Source organism: Bacillus sp. FSL R10-2201 (assembly GCF_038008665.1).
Taxonomy (GTDB): Bacteria; Bacillota; Bacilli; order Bacillales; family Bacillaceae_G; genus Bacillus_A; species Bacillus_A mycoides.
The window spans coordinates 232,824-250,000 of record NZ_JBBOZP010000001.1 but is presented as its reverse complement, the minus strand read 5'-3'; the positions used below and the strand labels follow the sequence as shown (position 1 = coordinate 250,000).

At 37.3% G+C, this 17,177-nt stretch carries 15 protein-coding genes and 9 tRNA genes (1 of these 24 only partly in view); 2 read left to right on the top strand and 22 right to left on the bottom strand.

Going from position 1 to position 17,177, the window contains the following annotated elements; genetic code table 11:
- The 10 genes from NSQ69_RS01450 to NSQ69_RS01405 all read right to left on the bottom strand — a co-directional run.
- A tRNA-Leu gene (locus tag NSQ69_RS01450) sits at positions 1-39 on the bottom strand; it reaches 44 nt to the left of the window's first position.
- A gap of 16 nt (positions 40-55) precedes the next feature.
- Positions 56-128: transfer RNA gene (locus NSQ69_RS01445), tRNA-Lys, on the bottom strand.
- 5 nt (positions 129-133) lie between these two features.
- Positions 134-208 (bottom strand) — tRNA-Gln (locus NSQ69_RS01440).
- 87 nt (positions 209-295) lie between these two features.
- A tRNA-Asp gene (locus NSQ69_RS01435) sits at positions 296-371 on the bottom strand.
- 3 nt (positions 372-374) lie between these two features.
- Positions 375-451 (bottom strand) — tRNA-Met (locus NSQ69_RS01430).
- Between the two features lie 24 nt (positions 452-475).
- Positions 476-551, bottom strand: a tRNA-Val gene (locus NSQ69_RS01425).
- A 4-nt stretch (positions 552-555) separates the two neighbouring features.
- A tRNA-Glu gene (locus tag NSQ69_RS01420) sits at positions 556-630 on the bottom strand.
- Positions 631-638: 8 nt separating this feature from the next.
- Positions 639-729: transfer RNA gene (locus NSQ69_RS01415), tRNA-Ser, on the bottom strand.
- 3 nt (positions 730-732) lie between these two features.
- A tRNA-Asn gene (locus tag NSQ69_RS01410) sits at positions 733-807 on the bottom strand.
- A 114-nt stretch (positions 808-921) separates the two neighbouring features.
- Complete coding sequence (locus NSQ69_RS01405) at positions 922-1,377, bottom strand: SprT family protein (protein WP_016095131.1); 456 nt, start codon at positions 1,375-1,377, stop codon at positions 922-924.
- Positions 1,378-1,587: 210 nt separating this feature from the next.
- On the opposite strand from NSQ69_RS01405, the gene cmpA reads away from it, so the two are divergent.
- Positions 1,588-1,704, top strand: a complete 117-nt coding sequence (cmpA, locus tag NSQ69_RS01400; protein ID WP_001143642.1) for a cortex morphogenetic protein CmpA — start codon at positions 1,588-1,590, stop codon at positions 1,702-1,704.
- 57 nt (positions 1,705-1,761) lie between these two features.
- Here the strand turns inward: cmpA and NSQ69_RS01395 are convergent, their stop codons facing one another.
- The 6 genes from NSQ69_RS01395 to acpS all read right to left on the bottom strand — a co-directional run bounded on the left by NSQ69_RS01395 (position 1,762) and on the right by acpS (position 7,706).
- The gene (locus NSQ69_RS01395) at positions 1,762-3,930 is read right to left on the bottom strand and encodes a Tex family protein (protein WP_002029442.1); all 2,169 of its coding nucleotides are present in this window, start codon (positions 3,928-3,930) and stop codon (positions 1,762-1,764) included.
- Positions 3,931-3,998: 68 nt separating this feature from the next.
- Positions 3,999-4,349, bottom strand: coding sequence for a type II toxin-antitoxin system endoribonuclease NdoA (ndoA, locus tag NSQ69_RS01390; protein ID WP_000635965.1), 351 nt, complete (start codon positions 4,347-4,349; stop codon positions 3,999-4,001).
- A 4-nt stretch (positions 4,350-4,353) separates the two neighbouring features.
- The gene (locus tag NSQ69_RS01385) at positions 4,354-4,641 is read right to left on the bottom strand and encodes an antitoxin EndoAI (protein WP_000004570.1); all 288 of its coding nucleotides are present in this window, start codon (positions 4,639-4,641) and stop codon (positions 4,354-4,356) included.
- A gap of 311 nt (positions 4,642-4,952) precedes the next feature.
- On the bottom strand, positions 4,953-6,122 hold the full coding sequence (gene alr, locus NSQ69_RS01380) for an alanine racemase (protein ID WP_002124821.1): 1,170 nt from the start codon (positions 6,120-6,122) through the stop codon (positions 4,953-4,955).
- A 117-nt stretch (positions 6,123-6,239) separates the two neighbouring features.
- Complete coding sequence (locus NSQ69_RS01375; protein ID WP_002124820.1) at positions 6,240-7,190, bottom strand: LolA family protein; 951 nt, start codon at positions 7,188-7,190, stop codon at positions 6,240-6,242.
- A 156-nt stretch (positions 7,191-7,346) separates the two neighbouring features.
- On the bottom strand, positions 7,347-7,706 hold the full coding sequence (gene acpS, locus NSQ69_RS01370) for a holo-ACP synthase (protein ID WP_002009969.1): 360 nt from the start codon (positions 7,704-7,706) through the stop codon (positions 7,347-7,349).
- Positions 7,707-7,798: 92 nt separating this feature from the next.
- On the opposite strand from acpS, the gene NSQ69_RS01365 reads away from it, so the two are divergent.
- Positions 7,799-8,371, top strand: coding sequence for a rhomboid family intramembrane serine protease (locus tag NSQ69_RS01365; protein ID WP_002167128.1), 573 nt, complete (start codon positions 7,799-7,801; stop codon positions 8,369-8,371).
- On the opposite strand, the gene uvsE is transcribed toward NSQ69_RS01365, so the two are convergent.
- The 6 genes from uvsE to NSQ69_RS01335 form a co-directional block, all read right to left on the bottom strand.
- Positions 8,364-9,326, bottom strand: a complete 963-nt coding sequence (gene uvsE / locus NSQ69_RS01360; protein WP_341098889.1) for a UV DNA damage repair endonuclease UvsE — start codon at positions 9,324-9,326, stop codon at positions 8,364-8,366. The genes NSQ69_RS01365 and uvsE overlap by 8 nt on opposite strands.
- 92 nt (positions 9,327-9,418) lie before the next feature.
- Positions 9,419-11,035: a DEAD/DEAH box helicase gene (locus NSQ69_RS01355; protein WP_002063522.1), complete on the bottom strand. Its 1,617-nt coding sequence runs from the start codon at positions 11,033-11,035 to the stop codon at positions 9,419-9,421.
- A 306-nt stretch (positions 11,036-11,341) separates the two neighbouring features.
- Positions 11,342-12,718, bottom strand: coding sequence for a UDP-N-acetylmuramoyl-tripeptide--D-alanyl-D-alanine ligase (murF, locus tag NSQ69_RS01350; RefSeq protein ID WP_002124813.1), 1,377 nt, complete (start codon positions 12,716-12,718; stop codon positions 11,342-11,344).
- 60 nt (positions 12,719-12,778) lie between these two features.
- Positions 12,779-13,867, bottom strand: a complete 1,089-nt coding sequence (locus NSQ69_RS01345) for a D-alanine--D-alanine ligase (protein ID WP_016126473.1) — start codon at positions 13,865-13,867, stop codon at positions 12,779-12,781.
- Between the two features lie 300 nt (positions 13,868-14,167).
- Positions 14,168-15,442, bottom strand: coding sequence for an MDR family MFS transporter (locus NSQ69_RS01340; RefSeq protein WP_002124811.1), 1,275 nt, complete (start codon positions 15,440-15,442; stop codon positions 14,168-14,170).
- 107 nt (positions 15,443-15,549) lie between these two features.
- Positions 15,550-16,965, bottom strand: a complete 1,416-nt coding sequence (locus NSQ69_RS01335; protein ID WP_002124809.1) for an amino acid permease — start codon at positions 16,963-16,965, stop codon at positions 15,550-15,552.
- Positions 16,966-17,177 lie beyond the last annotated feature (212 nt).

Here is a 17,177-nt window from a genome sequence, read left to right as displayed (position 1 = left end):
GCCCTCAACCTAGCGCGTCTGCCGTTCCGCCACGACCGCGCGGAAAAAACAAAAGTGAGCCATGAAGGATTCGAACCTTCGACCCTCTGATTAAAAGTCAGATGCTCTACCAACTGAGCTAATGGCTCGTAAATGGCTGGGCTAGCTGGATTCGAACCAGCGCATGACGGAGTCAAAGTCCGTTGCCTTACCGCTTGGCTATAGCCCATCGAAATAGTTATCTTCTTTTCAAAGACAAATGTTATTTTACCATAATGTCCAATAAAAAACAACTGCTATATAGCAGAAGTTAAAATGGCGGTCCCGACCGGGGTCGAACCGGCGATCTCCTGCGTGACAGGCAGGCATGTTAACCACTACACCACGGGACCATTTGGTTGCGGGGACAGGATTTGAACCTGCGACCTTCGGGTTATGAGCCCGACGAGCTACCGTACTGCTCCACCCCGCGATAATATTATTTATATAATTTATATGGTGGAGGATGACGGGATCGAACCGCCGACCCCCTGCTTGTAAGGCAGGTGCTCTCCCAGCTGAGCTAATCCTCCGAAGTGGTGACCCGTACGGGATTCGAACCCGTGTTACCGCCGTGAAAGGGCGGTGTCTTAACCACTTGACCAACGGGCCAATATGTATGGCAGAGAAGAAGGGATTCGAACCCTCGCACCGCGTTAGCGATCTACTCCCTTAGCAGGGGAGCCCCTTGAGCCACTTGGGTACTTCTCTGTATGGCTCCGCAGGTAGGACTCGAACCTACGACCGATCGGTTAACAGCCGATAGCTCTACCACTGAGCTACTGCGGAATAATGAAGACAATTTGTATCTTATAAAAATTCTCATCGTAAGTCAAGAAGTTTTTTCACAACATCTTGCGCAAACGTGACATGTTTATAATATACTGGATTGCGTTTTCACTGTCAAGATGTTTTCACTACCAGTTTTAGTTGTCCTTTACACTTTCCACATACATATCTTTGTGTATTTATTTGACGTCTTCTTACATATTGAAAAGAACACCCCATACATTCATACATAGAAACTCTCGTTTCCTCCTCACTAATCATTCGTTTACAAAAACGTGGTGCACCTACTTTCTTTAATAACTCCCGAAAATCTCTATCTCGATGCTTATACCCTTTTCCTGTGATATGTAAGTGATAATGACAAAGTTCATGTTTAACAATCCCGACTAACTCTTCTTTTCCATATACTTCGTAATATCGATAATTCAATTCAATATTATGATTCTTCAATAGATAGCGCCCACCAGTTGTACGTAACCTACTATTAAACATCGCTTTATGTAAAAACGGCATTCCAAAGCATTGTAACGATACCTCTTCCACTAACCGCTGAATTTCTTGCTCATCCATTCTCATTCCTCCTAAACTAAAAAATATTTCCACACTTTTCTCCCTTCTTATACATATAGTAAATAGTACATATACCCATCCTCATTCAAGAAGCGTGATTTCTAAAAATGCAGCATTGCTAGAAATCCACTCACCAACCTCTCATCAAAGTTACTTTAACTAAAAGGAGCTACTTTTTTTGAGAGCAGGATTAAACAAGGAGGGATTCCTATGCCCACGTGGCTAAAGAAACAAATGCAACGTGCATATTTCGAGAAAAACCGGTATCAAATCAAGTTACTAAATGAATGCTGGTTTTATTATAGTAAAATACATCAAAGCTCATAATCAATTAAACTTTCCAGTTCATAAAAAGAGAGCAGTTTCATCTGCTCTCTTTTCTTACTATTCAATCGGTAACATTGATAATGCAACACGACCTTTTTTCGTATCAATATCATCTACCCATACCTTTACAATTTGTCCCACGGATACAATATCTAATGGATGCTTTACAAATTGTTTGCTTAGTTTAGAAATATGTACTAAACCATCTTGCTTCACACCAATATCAACAAAGGCACCGAAATCAACAACATTGCGGATCGTTCCCTCTAATTCCATACCACGCTTTAAATCTTCTAATTTTAAAATCCCCTTTTTCAAAAGTGGCTTTGGCAACTCATCCCTCATATCTCGCTCCGGGCTAATTAAAGCATCCATAATATCAACTAATGTCGGCTCACCAATCTCCGTCTCTTGAGATAATTTAGAAATATCTACTCCTTCGAAACTCTTTTGCAAGTTTGGTTTCCCCACATCATTCTTTGATAACCCTAAGCTCTTCAATAGCAATTCAACATTTTTATATTGTTCTGGATGAATCCCTGTGCGATCTAACGGATTCGCTCCTTCTAATATACGTAAAAACCCGATACATTGTTCATATGTTTTTGCACCTAAACGTGGGATTTTCTTTAATTCAGTACGCTTCGTGAATTTCCCATCTTCCTCACGCTTAGCTACAATGTTTTTCGCAACTGTTTTTGATAATCCCGAAACATATTGCAACAATGCAACTGAAGCTGTATTTACATTAACACCAACTCGGTTAACTGCTGTCTCTACTACAAATGTTAATGATTCATTTAATCTCTTTTGAGATACATCATGTTGATATTGTCCCACCCCAACAGATTTAGGGTCAATTTTCACAAGTTCTGCAAGTGGATCTTGAAGACGTCTCCCAATTGAAACAGCACTTCTTTCTTCAACCTGTAAATTTGGAAACTCCTCGCGAGCTACATCAGATGCTGAGTACACACTAGCACCCGCTTCATTTACAATAATGTAAAATACATCTCGCTCTACATTTTGTAATACATCTACTATAAATTCTTCCGTTTCCCTCGAAGCTGTACCATTTCCAATCGCTATCATTTCAACTTCATATTTATCTATAATTGAAATGATTTTCGTTTTTGCATCCTCATATTTACGAGCAGGCGGATGCGGATAAATAACATCTATGTGAAGAACTTTTCCTGTATCATCTACTACAGCTAATTTACAACCGGTTCTATATGCTGGATCTACCGCTAACACAACTTTCCCTTTCATCGGAGGTTGTAATAATAAATTACGTAAATTCTCAGAGAAAATATGAATCGCTTGTTCTTCGGCCGTTTCCATTAATTCTTTACGAATTTCTCTTTCTATTGAAGGTTGAATTAATCGCTTATATCCATCTTCCATCGCTAATTGTACATAATGCGCACTTTTAGAAGCTTCATCAAGAATCATTTTTTTATGTAAAAACTGAAGAATTTCTTCAATTGGCGTGATAACAGAAACTCTTAATACGTCTTCCTTTTCACCACGATTCATAGCTAGTACACGATGCGGCACTACTTTTTGCAACGGTTCTTCATAGCCATAATACATTTCATATATATTCTTTTCATCTTTTTCTTTATCTTTTACAGATGAAGACATAATCCCTTTTCGGAAAGTAGTATTGCGAATCCAACTACGATATGCCGCATTATCCGAAACAAGTTCCGCAATAATATCTTGCGCACCTTGCAACGCATCTTCTGCAGACGCCACTTCCTTTTCTGCATTAACAAATTCCATAGCCTTCTCTGCTGGATTTTCTTTTTTATATAATAATAGCCACTCAGCTAACGGTTCTAATCCCTTTTCTTTAGCAATTGTAGCTTTCGTTCTTCTTTTTTCTTTATATGGACGATATAAGTCTTCTACTTCTTGAAGTTTTGTTGCAGCAACAATATGACGACGCAACTCTTCGGTTAGTTTACCCTTTTCACCAATAAGACGAAGAACCTCTTCTTTCCTATCTTCTAGTTGCATCATATATTGCCATCTTTCTAAGATTGCACGAATTTGCACCTCATCAAGAGACCCTGTCCATTCTTTTCGGTAACGAGCGATAAATGGAACTGTGTTACCTTCTTCTGTTAATTGAATAACATGACGAACTTGCTTTTCTGTAAAGCCTAATTCTTTCACTAACATTTTCATTAACCCTTGTCGATTATCTACCATTTCCATATCCAACCGTAACCTCCTCTATAATAAAAAAAAGTTGCCCTGTAAAGAGAGCAACTTAAACTGCCGATTTAAAAATCTATTAGTCCTAAACTAATTTGTAACGCTTCATCTACACGACTCATCATCACTTCATCCAAATGAGTGATTTTGTCCGTTAAGCGTTGCTTATCGATTGTTCGAATCTGCTCAAGTAAAATAACAGAATCCCTCTCAAAACCGTACTTTTTCGCATCAATTTCCACATGAGTGGGTAATTTCGCTTTTTGAATCTGTGCAGTAATAGCCGCTACAATCACAGTCGGACTAAAACGATTTCCGATGTCATTTTGAATGACAAGAACCGGACGAACGCCTCCTTGCTCAGAACCAACAACTGGGGAAAGGTCTGCAAAATACACGTCGCCGCGTTTTACAATCAAAATATTACCCCCCGCTAACTAAGCGTTCTACTGTATGAGCTGCTTCATACTCTGCTAAGAAAGCTTCAGATGCAATACCAAGATTAATTTTTCCCATTTCAATGTACCCACGTCGCATTGATTCATGTTGGTAGCGTTTCTTCGTCTTATGTTGACGCAATAACAGTTGTGTTGCCTGGCAAATTAGTTCATGGCGATTCTTATTCTCTTGTTTTCCAATTCCGTCCAATTCCGTTACCATTTGCTTTGGCAACCGAACCACGATTTCAGTAGTTACACTTGATTCGGACACAAAAATACACCTCCACCGTCAACTACACACCCAAATATATATATGACACCTATTGTAATAATACCATTGTATGGAGCCTGTTGCAAAGACTTCCTTATTCCTTGCTTATGTTTTCCAATTCATAAATAAAACATTCATCTTCTTTTACTTTTTATCTCTTTCAAACAAGAAATAAAGCAATCCTTCAGTAATATTTCATTGCAACTTATATTAATAACAAGTATAAAAAGAAGCTCCCCAGCGAAAAAGAGCCTATTCTTTATTAGTGAAACTCCTCCAAATGACGAGATACTGAGTAATATTACCTTCTTCTATATATCGTTCAAATAATTGATTACTTCTACAACTTTACCGTGTCGTATAAATATTCTCGGTACACGGAAGCTTATCGTTGCAATAATTTCATAATTAATAGTCCCGGAATATTCAGCAACCTCGGTAGCACTAATATACTCATCACCTTGTCTCCCAATGAGTGTAACTTTCGTACCAAGTGGCACTTCACAAGGAAGATGTATCATGAATTGATCCATTGTCACTCGCCCTACAATCGGTACTCTTTCACCGTTTACAAGTACCTTAAACCCTTGCAATCTTCTAAGCCAGCCATCTCCATATCCAATTGCAACTGTCGCAATCCATTCTTCAGTTCTCGTTCGGTATGTGACATTATAACTAATCCCATCTCCTTTAATCACTTGCTTAATATGAGCAACTTTCGTGTGAAGTGACAACGCCGGTTCCAATTTAAATGGTAAAAAAGGACGTATTTCTACAGATGGGGATAATCCATACATCGCAATACCAATTCGCACCGCATTAAATGTAATCCCTTGAAACCTTAACGTTGCGGCACTATTGGCTGTATGGACAAATTTAGGATTCACTCCAAATTCTTTCAACCAACGTAACTGCTGCAAAAATGTATTATATTGCTTATCAAAGTAAGAAGTCTCAACCTCATCCGCTGTTGCAAAATGCGTATATACTCCTTCTAACTCTAAAAATGGCGCACCTTCTAAACTCTTTAAGAACCCTTTTAATTCTTTTCGTTCACGTATTCCGATTCTCCCCATACCACTATCAAAATTAATATGGAATTTCATTATTGATGAACCATCCCAGAGCTTTATCGCTTCTTCCACCCATTCTTTTTGAAAAACAGTTAATGCTACATCATTTTCAGCAGCTACATTTACATCACGGGGCGGGGAAGGACCTAATACTAAAATCGGTGCAGTAATACCAGCCCTCCGAAGCACTAAAGCTTCATCTAAAAAAGCAACTGCTAATCTTGTTGCTCCTGCTTCTAATGCAGTTTTAGCCACCGGTACATAATCGTGCCCATATGCATTCGCTTTAACTACAGCAAAAATCTCTACATCACTTGGAATGTACTCTTTAATATGTGTAACATTGTTATAGATCGCATCTAAATCCACTTCCACCCACGTGTCACGGTAAAACGGTGCTTCTTCCATAAATACACTTCCTTATACACGATATGCGAAGCTTATTCTTTTATATGCTTCTTTTATGAAATCCACCTTCAAACTAAGAAAAGACGTGGTGCACATATATCACCACGTCTAAGAAGTTTACTTCACCTGCTTCGCTGTAACCGAACGAGCAACCATCAACAACTCATTCGTCTCTAAACCTTTAGACACGAGCATATATTCTACTCCGTTATGTGACCACGTTACAGAGTCTTTCGTCAATGCACCAATCGTGAAACCAAGATCAACCGGCTCTCCACTTACACTTACCGCCGATGAGGCCTCTGCAACTTTTGACTTTTCTTGTATTAAAGTAAAGGATTTCTTACTTCCAGTGTATGTGAGTATTGCACGCTTGCCACTGTCTGTCTTCAACTCTTCTTCCTCTTTCAAAGTCATACCTTGCGGTGTATCACGTGGATACAAAATAGCAAACGGTTTGTCTTCTTTCGCTGCCGTCTGAACATCCACTTGTGCTCTAGACATATTTTGTTTCGTATCAAATGCACCTTTATCAAACTTTGCATCAAACTTTACTTTAGTGAAATCTACTTTTACAAGGACATTTTGATCATTATCCATCAGTTTCACAGAAACTGGTGTTAAATCACTTTTATTCAGCTTAATTTCTTGTTTCGGCAACATATTTTGATGTTGATAATTTGTTTTTGTTTTAAACACATAATACTTATCTGTTTTCTCGAAAGAGAGATTTTTCTTATCTTGCAAAATATCTCTTACAAGTGATTCATATAAATAAGCCTGGCTACTATTTTGCGGCCAATCACTTTGAAAACGGAAACTCTTATTAAGTGCCGGTGTTAATACAAATACACCTTCATCATTCCTTAAAATAATTTGACTCTGATCCTTTTTCGCATTCTGCAAATTCACACGATAATACGAAGGTTCTTTATGCCAAATTTCTACATTGTACTCTTGAGGTTCATTTCCTGTTTTAATAGATAATTTCGCTTCAGCTTGATAACTCTTCATACTTTTAACTTTCGTTTCTAAATCTCTCACAACATCTTCCTGTTTCTTTTCCATACAACCCGCCAACACAAAAACGGTCAATAAACCGACAAGAACTAAAAACAGACGCCTTTTCATCACTTCAGCCCCTTTGCCCCTATAAATGAATGGAAGATATGCCTTCCTTATCGCTACCTCAAATATATGAGACAAAGATATAAAATATGCAGACTAGCGTGACGAGCTTTCCAAAACAACTTGAGCAACGGCAAATTCTTTACTATGACTAATTGATAAATGAACAATATGCTCTGTATTTGTAATGATAATCGGCTTACCTCTATCATCATTCCTTACTTCAATATCTAAAAAACTCACTTCTTTCCCGATACCGGTCCCTACCGCTTTAGAATACGCCTCTTTTGCTGCAAATCTTCCAGCTACAAATTCTGTAAGACGACTTCCTTTCAGCCCCTCAGCAACACCACGTTCTCTTTCAGTTAAAATACGTTCCATAAATTTAAGCTTTCCATCTAGCATTTTTTCAATTCGATTTAACTCAATAATATCGATTCCAATCCCTACAATCATTTCAAAATCCCCTTCTTCTATTTAGCTTTCTTCATTCATATTGTAAGAATAACAGAGAATCTTTCTGATGCAAAAGGAGTGATACTAAAAACATGCTAATACCATCCACTCGCATTTCCTTACAACCGATTATCATTTCTTTACTTCTTATACAATTAGTCATGATTATATTGAGCGACTTTTCCCTCTTTCACCTGGCAGCCTACAATGAATATATCGCTAAAGGAGAATGGTGGCGTGTCATAACTTCCTTACTTGTACACGTAGACTTACAACATTTCCTTTCTAATAGTATTTGTTTATTCGTATTTGGTTCTTCCATCGAAAAACAACTAGGACACTTTTCTTTCATCATTATTTTTTTCCTTTCTGGCATTCTCGGGAATATTTCTTCTTATATTATTATGCCTCTTGAATATATTCACGCCGGAGCATCTGGTGGTATTTTCGGATTACTAGGCGCCCAATTATTTTTATTGTATAGTCGATATCGTTCTTCAAAACCAAGAGACATCGCTATTTTTTCAATAATGATACTTATATTACTACTATTTACTTTCTTTAATCCCTCTGCCAATCCTATAAGCCATTTAACAGGACTGATCATCGGCGGCATGTGCACCCCTTTTTTAACAAAAAAAAACGATGGCGCAGAGCTTATTTAATATAGAAGCTCGCACCATCGATAATTTCCACATCTGTTTGTTTACTTAACTCTCTCATTAGTTGAAATAAAGACTCGTCCTTTTTCTTCGCCTCAATCATACAATCAATTCGCGGAACACTCCCCTTTATCTTTTTCAAAAAAGATAAGAAAGTATTTACATCAATAAAATCCGCATGTGCTCTCGGGTTTTTTCCATCTCTAGGACTGGAGATGTGCATTTTAACCGGTAACAAAGACGATTCCCAAGTATGTACAACACGCGCCCAATCTTCATGCCAATCTTCCTGGTCATTATTCATCATATGATGGTGCAAATCAAACACGACTGGAATGTCTAATTTCTCACCTAAATACAATGTTTCTTCTAAAGAAAAGGTCGTGTCATCATTTTCTAATATAATCATCTCTTGAATACCTCTTGGAACAGTTGACCAATTTTCTATAAAGCGTTCTAATGCAAGCTCCTTATCTTTATAACCTCCTCCCACATGTAATACACATCGTTGCTTATGTTCAATTCCCATACCCTTTAACAATTTTTTGTGCATCTGCAATGTCTTTACAGATTGTTTGAGAATACTCTCCTCAGGTGAATTTAGTACAACAAAGTGATCTGGATGGAAGTCAATTCGCATATTCATACGAATTGCATATTCACCTAATTCTTTCAGATTTTCTTTTAACGGACGAATATAGTTCCAATCTAACAACTCCTCATGATTCGCTAAAGGAATAAGCTTGGAACTAAGTCGAAAGAAAGATATATCATGCCCTTTATTATGTTTTAATAACCGTAAGCAATTTTCCAAATTCGAATTAGCGATTCTTTCAAGTTTACGAATCGCAGCCTCTCGATCATCAATCCGCTGAAACTGTGCATACGTCATCGTTTGAGATGGAGAAGCATTCTTCAAATGTACACTCATCGCAACATACCCAAGTCTTACAAGCATATAGCACCTCATTTCTATACGAGTTACTATGTAGTATGCACAATTACAGAAATAAAAAAAGAGAATGCCAGCAAAGGGCATTCTCTTTTTTATTAAGCTTGTGGACGGCTATGATGTTTTCTTTCGCCGCGTCCATTTGAAGATCCAGGGCGACCTTCACCTTTACGACCACGGTTGCCATCACGGCTACCAGCATCACGGCTACCGCCATCACGATTACGATCACGGTTACGACCATCGCCACTTCCGCTTCCACGTCCATCACGATTGCGATCACGGTTACGACCATCGCCACCGCCGCGTCCATCACGACTACGATTACGGTTACCATCACGGTATCCACTTCCGTTACCACCGCGTTTTTTAGAACCGCCACCGCCACCTCTTGAAACAACTGGTGGTTCTGATGTTAAAGCGATCGGAGTTGTATCCGGCTCTTTTGTCATCATTTTTAAAGCAGCAGCTACTACTGTTACAGAATCATTCTCTTCTAACATTTCTTCTGCAATACGCTTGTAGTATGATAAGTTATCATTTTCAATTGTGCTTTGAAGTTTTTCAGCGATTAAACGTTGTTGACCTTCTAACGCCTCGTCAAGTGTCGGTGCGTCCATACGATCAACTTTACGTTTTGTTGTACGCTCGATATTTTTTAATTGTCCTGATTCACGTGGTGTTACAAATAACATTGCAATACCTTTTTTACCGGCACGGCCAGTACGACCGATACGGTGAACGTATGATTCTGGATCTTGCGGGATATCGAAGTTGTATACGTGTGTTACGCCTGAAATATCAAGACCACGTGCAGCAACGTCTGTTGCAACAAGAACTTCAATAGTACCTTCTTTAAATTTACGTAATACAGACATACGCTTCGCTTGTGTTAAGTCACCGTGAATACCTTCTGCTGCATAACCACGTAAGTTTAATGCTTCTGATAATTCATCAACACGACGCTTTGTACGACCGAATATGATTGCAAGCTCTGGAGATTGAATATCTAGTAAGCGTGTTAACACGTCAAACTTTTTCTTTTCTTGCACTTCTAAATAGAACTGCTGAATGTTTGGCATTGTTACTTCTTTTGCTTTTACTTTAATGTGTTGAGGCTCAGTCATGAAACGCTCAGCAATACGACGGATTGGATCTGGCATTGTCGCTGAGAATAATAATGTTTGATGTGTTTCTGGCACATCTGTTAAAATCGCTTCAATATCTTCAATGAAGCCCATGTTTAACATTTCATCCGCTTCGTCAAGAACAACAGTCTCTACGTTTTGTAAGCGAAGTGTTTTACGGTTGATATGATCTAAAATACGACCCGGCGTACCTACAATAATGTGTGGGTGTTTTTTTAGAGCACGAATTTGGCGGTTAATATCTTGACCACCATAAATTGGTAGAATACGAACACGTTTATGTTTACCAATTTTGTATAGCTCTTCTCCAACTTGAATTGCTAATTCACGCGTTGGCGCGATAACAATACCTTGAACTGCTTCTTTATTTGTATCCACTTTATCTAATAGTGGTAATCCGAATGCTGCTGTTTTCCCTGTACCTGTTTGCGCTTGCCCAATAATATCCTTACCTTGCAATGCATGTGGAATTGTTTCAGCTTGAATCGGCGTAGCCTCTTCAAAGCCCATACTTTCAACAGATTGTAGTAAAGACTCACTTAATCCTAGTTCTCGAAATGTTGTCAATGTTACTTCTCCTTTTCTATCCTATACTTATCATTTAAAAAAAGGCGTTTTCCGAACTTGCGGAAAAGCCATTTTCCTGAATACTTACGTATATAACCGGGCGTATATTCTTCACGAAAATACTTCTAAACGTTATTACACTTTATCAATTATAAGTTTTGTAGGTGTAAAAAGCAAACCCCAACTGTTACCTTATTTCATATTCAGAGCTTTTTTCTTTACTTTTATTTTTTTATCGTTTACTGTAAGCGCTTATTATAAGTTTCCACTATTTTCGTGGCTATCATCCCTATTTATATACACCAATTATTTCAACATCGTAATTACTTCTTCTAATTTCATGCCGCGAGATGCTTTTACTAATACAACATCTTTCGTACCGACTACTGCTTGCAACTCTTTTATTAACTCTTCTTTACTATCATACGCTTTTACACGGTCTTTAGGGAAATTAATTTTTGCACCTTCAGCAATTTGAGCCCCTAATTTACCATATGTGAATACATATGAAATTTTTGCTGGATCAATTAATTTACCTACTTCATAATGAAATTGCACTTCTTGATTTCCAAGTTCTAACATATCACCAAGCACAACAATTTTTTTAGCAAATCCATCTAAACCATTCATTAGGTGGAACGCAGCTTCCATAGCTGTTGGACTAGCATTATAAGCATCATTGATAATTGTTAAACCACTATCTGTTTTTACAATTTCCATACGCATACCTGTCATTTGAAGTGTTACTAAACCTTGTTTCATTTCTTCCCACGTTACACCAAAATGTTTTGCAATTGCCATTGAAGCAAGCGTATTATATACATTATGCTTTCCTAGTACTGGCAAATAGAATGACGAAGTTTCATCCCTGTTCATCTTAAAGTGTGTCCCAGTAGCCTGCAATGTTACAGTAGTTGGATAGTAATCATTTGCTCTCGCATCACCAAATGTAACTGTTTCAGCTGCTAAATTCATTTCTGGAACACGATTCGTTAATAGCGGCTCATCTCCATTATATACGAACACGCCACCCTTTTGTAAACCTGTAACAATTTCTAACTTCGCTTCAGCAATCGCCTCACGAGAGCCTAAATCCATTAAGTGCGCCTCACCAATGTTCGTGATAATAGCTGCATTAGGGCGAGCTAACTTAGATAGAAATTCAATTTCTCCTCGGCTTGACATGCCCATTTCTAATACAGCTACTTCTGTATTTTCCTCTAAATTTAAAATAGTAAGAGGTAAACCGATGTGGTTGTTGAAATTACCTTCTGTTTTTTGAACTTTAAATTTAGTCGCAAGAATACTTGTTACAATATCTTTCGTAGATGTTTTACCATTACTACCCGTTACACCAATAACTTTTACATCCAATTGATCACGATAGTTTTTCGCTAACATTTGCAATGCTGCTAGTGTATCTTCTACAAAAATAACCGGAAGATTTTCAGGTGGGTTTTCTACATCTTTCATCCATAATGTAGCAATCGCCCCATTTTCAACAGCTTTGTCTACAAAAGCATGTCCATCGAAACGTTCACCTTGAATTGGAACATATAAATTTCCATTTTCAATTTTCCTCGTATCAATAGACACTCCTTGTATAGTAATTCCCTCATACCGCTCTGCTAATCCAGTACCATTTATCATCTGCTCTACTTGTTTTAACGTTCGATTTATCATGAAAACACTCCTTACATAGAGGAAGCACTATTCCTTCGAATAGTGCTTCCTCCTTTTTTGTTAGATTGTATATTTAATTTTTTGTTTTTCTTCGTGACGCTCAATCGCTAAGCGAATTAGCTCTTCAATTAATTCCGGATACGGTAACCCTGTATGTTGCCATAATAGAGGGAACATACTAAACGGCGTGAATCCTGGCATTGTGTTTACTTCGTTAATATATACTTCTCCATCTTTCGTTAAGAAGAAATCAGCTCGTGTTAAGCCCGAACCATCTAATGATTGGAATGCGATAATTGCATCTCGCTTAATTATATTAGACTCTTCCTCTGTCATTTCAGCTGGAATAATTAACGCTGTATCACCATCGATGTATTTCGATTTGTAATCATAAAAATCTTTTTTCGGTACAATTTCACCTACAACTGAACATTTCGGCTCATCATTACCTAATACACCAACTTCTACTTCACGACCTACAATATTTTCTTCTACAATAATTTTACGGTCAAATTGGAATGCCTCTTCGAATGCATTCTCAAGCTCTTCACGATCATTACACTTATTAATACCAACACTTGAACCAAGATTTGCTGGTTTTACGAAGCAAGGATATCCTAATACTTCTTCTACTTTTTCATACGCTGTTTCACGATCTTTTTCCCATGCGCTACGAATGAAAGATGCATATTTCGCTTGTTTCAATCCAGCTTCTGCAAAGATATTTTTCATAACAACTTTATCCATACCAGCAGATGATGCTAATACACCGTTACCTACATATGGAATGTTTAGTAATTCTAATAACCCTTGTACTGTTCCATCTTCACCATTCGGTCCATGTAATAATGGGAAAATAACATCAATTGCATCTTCTTGTTTAGAAGTTGCAGTTGGGATAATTTCTGTACTTAATGATACAGGAGAGATTGTATTCTCTTCCCCACTCATTTGTAATGCCTCAACATTTTTTACTTCGCCTTCAATACGCTCTCCACGCATCCATTGGCCTTGTTCTGTAATATAAATTGGATGAATCTCGAATTTATCTTGATTTAATGCTTTAATAGCAGCAAGAGCCGTTTGTAACGAAACTTGATGCTCAGCTGATTTTCCACCGTATAATAAACCTAATTTAATTTTTGTCACTGAAATCACCCTAACCAATTGTTTTCATTTTTCTATTTTAGCACTTTTTATAAAAATAGGTAGTTCCTATTTGAAATAAAATGTAACTTCCACAAATAATTAAAAGACACCACTTATTGGTTTTCTACACTTTTTCTCTTTAATTTCTACACACCTAAACAAAATTAAACTTTAAAGCAAAATTGCTATCTAATCTAGTTATGTACCTAAAATATGTAGAAATCCACTTTGTGTGTATGTCATCTATATTACCCTACCATTTGTGGAGGGTGAAAAAACATTGATTAAAGTTTCATTTTATTAAGAAGACTGTTTTGTAGGCGTATCTTTTTGCCTCTGCTCAACAAGACGATCTAAAGAAACATATACAAAGCCTGCAACTACACACCCTACACTTAAAATTGTAAATAAGTAGTGACCAAGCAAACGATCCAATAGAAAACCACCAAGAAGTGGACCGAATGCACTTCCTGTAATCCACTGCAAACTCGCCGCCCCCATATAGGTTCCTCTCAAATGCTCAGGGGCCAAATTCGCTACAAACGTCATCTGTACAGGCGACATAATCATCTCGCCTAACGTATATATGGCATAAACAAACATTAACGTCATTAAAATAATTGTAGCATTTGTATCATATTCTCCAAACCACTTCGGTAACCATCCTATAAAAAACAAACCAATTCCGAACAAACACGCACCGTATAGCATCGTCTTTCCAACAGGTTTATCTGTCGCCCATTTTGAAATTTGAAATTGAAATAAAACAACTAATAGACCATTTAATGCCATTAAATATGGGTATGGATTGTTGACTCCAAAAATATCCTTCATTTCGTTATCAAAGTGAAGCGGTAACATGCCTTCTGTTTGAGAAAACCCCATAGAAATAATAATCCCCGCTAACAAATAAATCATTAACGCCTTATCTCTCATTAAAATTTTCCAAACTGCTCCGGATTCCTTCTCTTTATTTTTTTCCGTCATATCCGTAATTTTTGGCATTGTTTCTTTAATAAGTACTAACACTAGTAGCGCATAAAACAACATAGCGGATGAAGCAATAATAAACACGAGGTTCTTTGATAAAACAACTACTGATGCTCCCATTATCGGTCCAATTGCAGCACCAATATTGTGTCCCATTCGCAATAAACCATATGCTTCTGTTCTTTTTTCTGGCGCCGTCACATCTGCAACCATCGCTGATGCTGCTGGATGAAATAAAGAATTACTTAACCCTAAAAAAATAGATAAAATAGCGTATGGAATAAATCCTTCGATAAATAAAAAACCGAGCATTAATAACGCATTACTCGCCATTGAAAATATCATAATTGGCTTTCTTCCATATATATCAGCTATTCTTCCGCCTATAAGCGAGCCAAAGCTTGCAGCAATTGGAGAAAGCGCCATAATAATCCCAACTTGTAATAAAGAATCTACCTTATCTTTTAAATATAGTGCAAAAAAAGGCATTAACATCATCATCGCAATTCCGTTCAAAGTCTCACCGATAAATCGAATCCATACGTTACGATCCATCTCTCTTAGCTCACGCCATGTATTTTTCACATTTTCACCCCTTTAGTTCGCCAACAATTATCTTATAATACATTCAGAAAAATGTAAATTTTCAAAATAAAAATCCATCCTAACAGAATTAGAATGGATTTTTCCATTTATAAATTTGCTACATCTTCTTCTTTTTTACTATTATTTAAAACACTACGCTTTCTACTATAGGCGAAATAAACTACTATACCGATAACCATCCAAACACCAAAACTAATCCAAGCTGTCGCTGATAATTGAAGCATCAAATATAAGCAAAAGATAACTGTTAATGCTGGTAAAAATGGTACGAGCGGCGCCTTAAACGCCCTTGGTAAATCAGGATGAGTTCGTCTCATCACAATGACAGCAACAGCTACAAGTGCAAATGCTGACAAAGTTCCCATATTTACAAGATGTGCTAAAACATTTAAATCTATTAATCCTGAAATAAGTGCTGCAATAATACCTGTTGTCCATGTATTTAAAAATGGTGTTTTAAATTTCGGATGAACTTTAGCAAGACGCTTCGGTAACAATCCATCTCTGCTCATTGCATATGAAACACGAACTTGCCCATACATCATAACTAGCATTACAGTTGTAATTCCTGTAATTGCTCCTACTGATATCACTCCCGCCAAACTATCTTGTCCAATAAATTGAAGTGCGAAAGCAACTGGATCTGATATATTCAACTGACCGTATGGAACAATCCCTGTCAAAATAAGTGAAACAACAATGTAAAGAACCGTACAAACTAGTAACGATGCAATAATTCCAATCGGCAAATCGCGTTGTGGGCGCTTCACTTCTTCTGCGGCTGTTGATACAGCATCAAATCCAATGAATGCGAAGAAAACTGTAGCTGCTCCAGCCATTACACCATCTAACCCAAATGGCATAAAAGGTGTCCAATTTTCAGGTTTTACATAATTAAATCCGGCGAAGATAAAAATGAGAACAACTGCTAGTTTAATAAATACCATTATATTATTTACACGTGCACTTTCACGAACACCTCTAGATAAAAGAACCGTCATAACTAGAATAATTAGAACTGCAGGTAAATCAATTATTCCACCCTTTCCAGTACCAGGGGCCGAGGAGAGAATGGTCGGAATATGAATCCCAAATCCCTTTAATAACGATTGAAAATACGCTGACCATCCATTAGCTACAGCAGATGTGGCTAATAAATACTCGAGCATTAAATCCCATCCAATTAAGAATGCAAATACTTCTCCCATCGTCGCATACGTGTACGTGTAAACACTCCCTGAGACAGGAACTGAAGAAGCAAATTCAGCGTAACAAAATGCAGCAAAGGCACAAGCTAATGCAGCTATAGCAAATGATAATATAATAGCTGGTCCAGAATGTTTCGCTGCTACAACGCCAGTAAGAACAAAAATACCAGTTCCAACAATTGCTCCGATTCCAAGCATTGTTAAATCAAGTGCCCCTAACGTTCTCGATAATGTCTTTTGTTTACTTTCTTGCAGTAACGTTGAAATTGGCTTCTTTTGAAAAATTTGCTTCATGCTGTGCTCCTCCACGATTTTAGTTTTCTGAAAATTTAATTTACTTTTTCATTTTACCCACGGCATGTTTTTTAGTCAATACTTTTGTCGAAATAAACAGAAAACTATCGAGATACATACTATACTCTTATCATCCTTTCGATAAAAAAATTCAGACAATCATATCTATATATATTTTCATAACTTTTTTTGGTATTATTATACATGTCGAT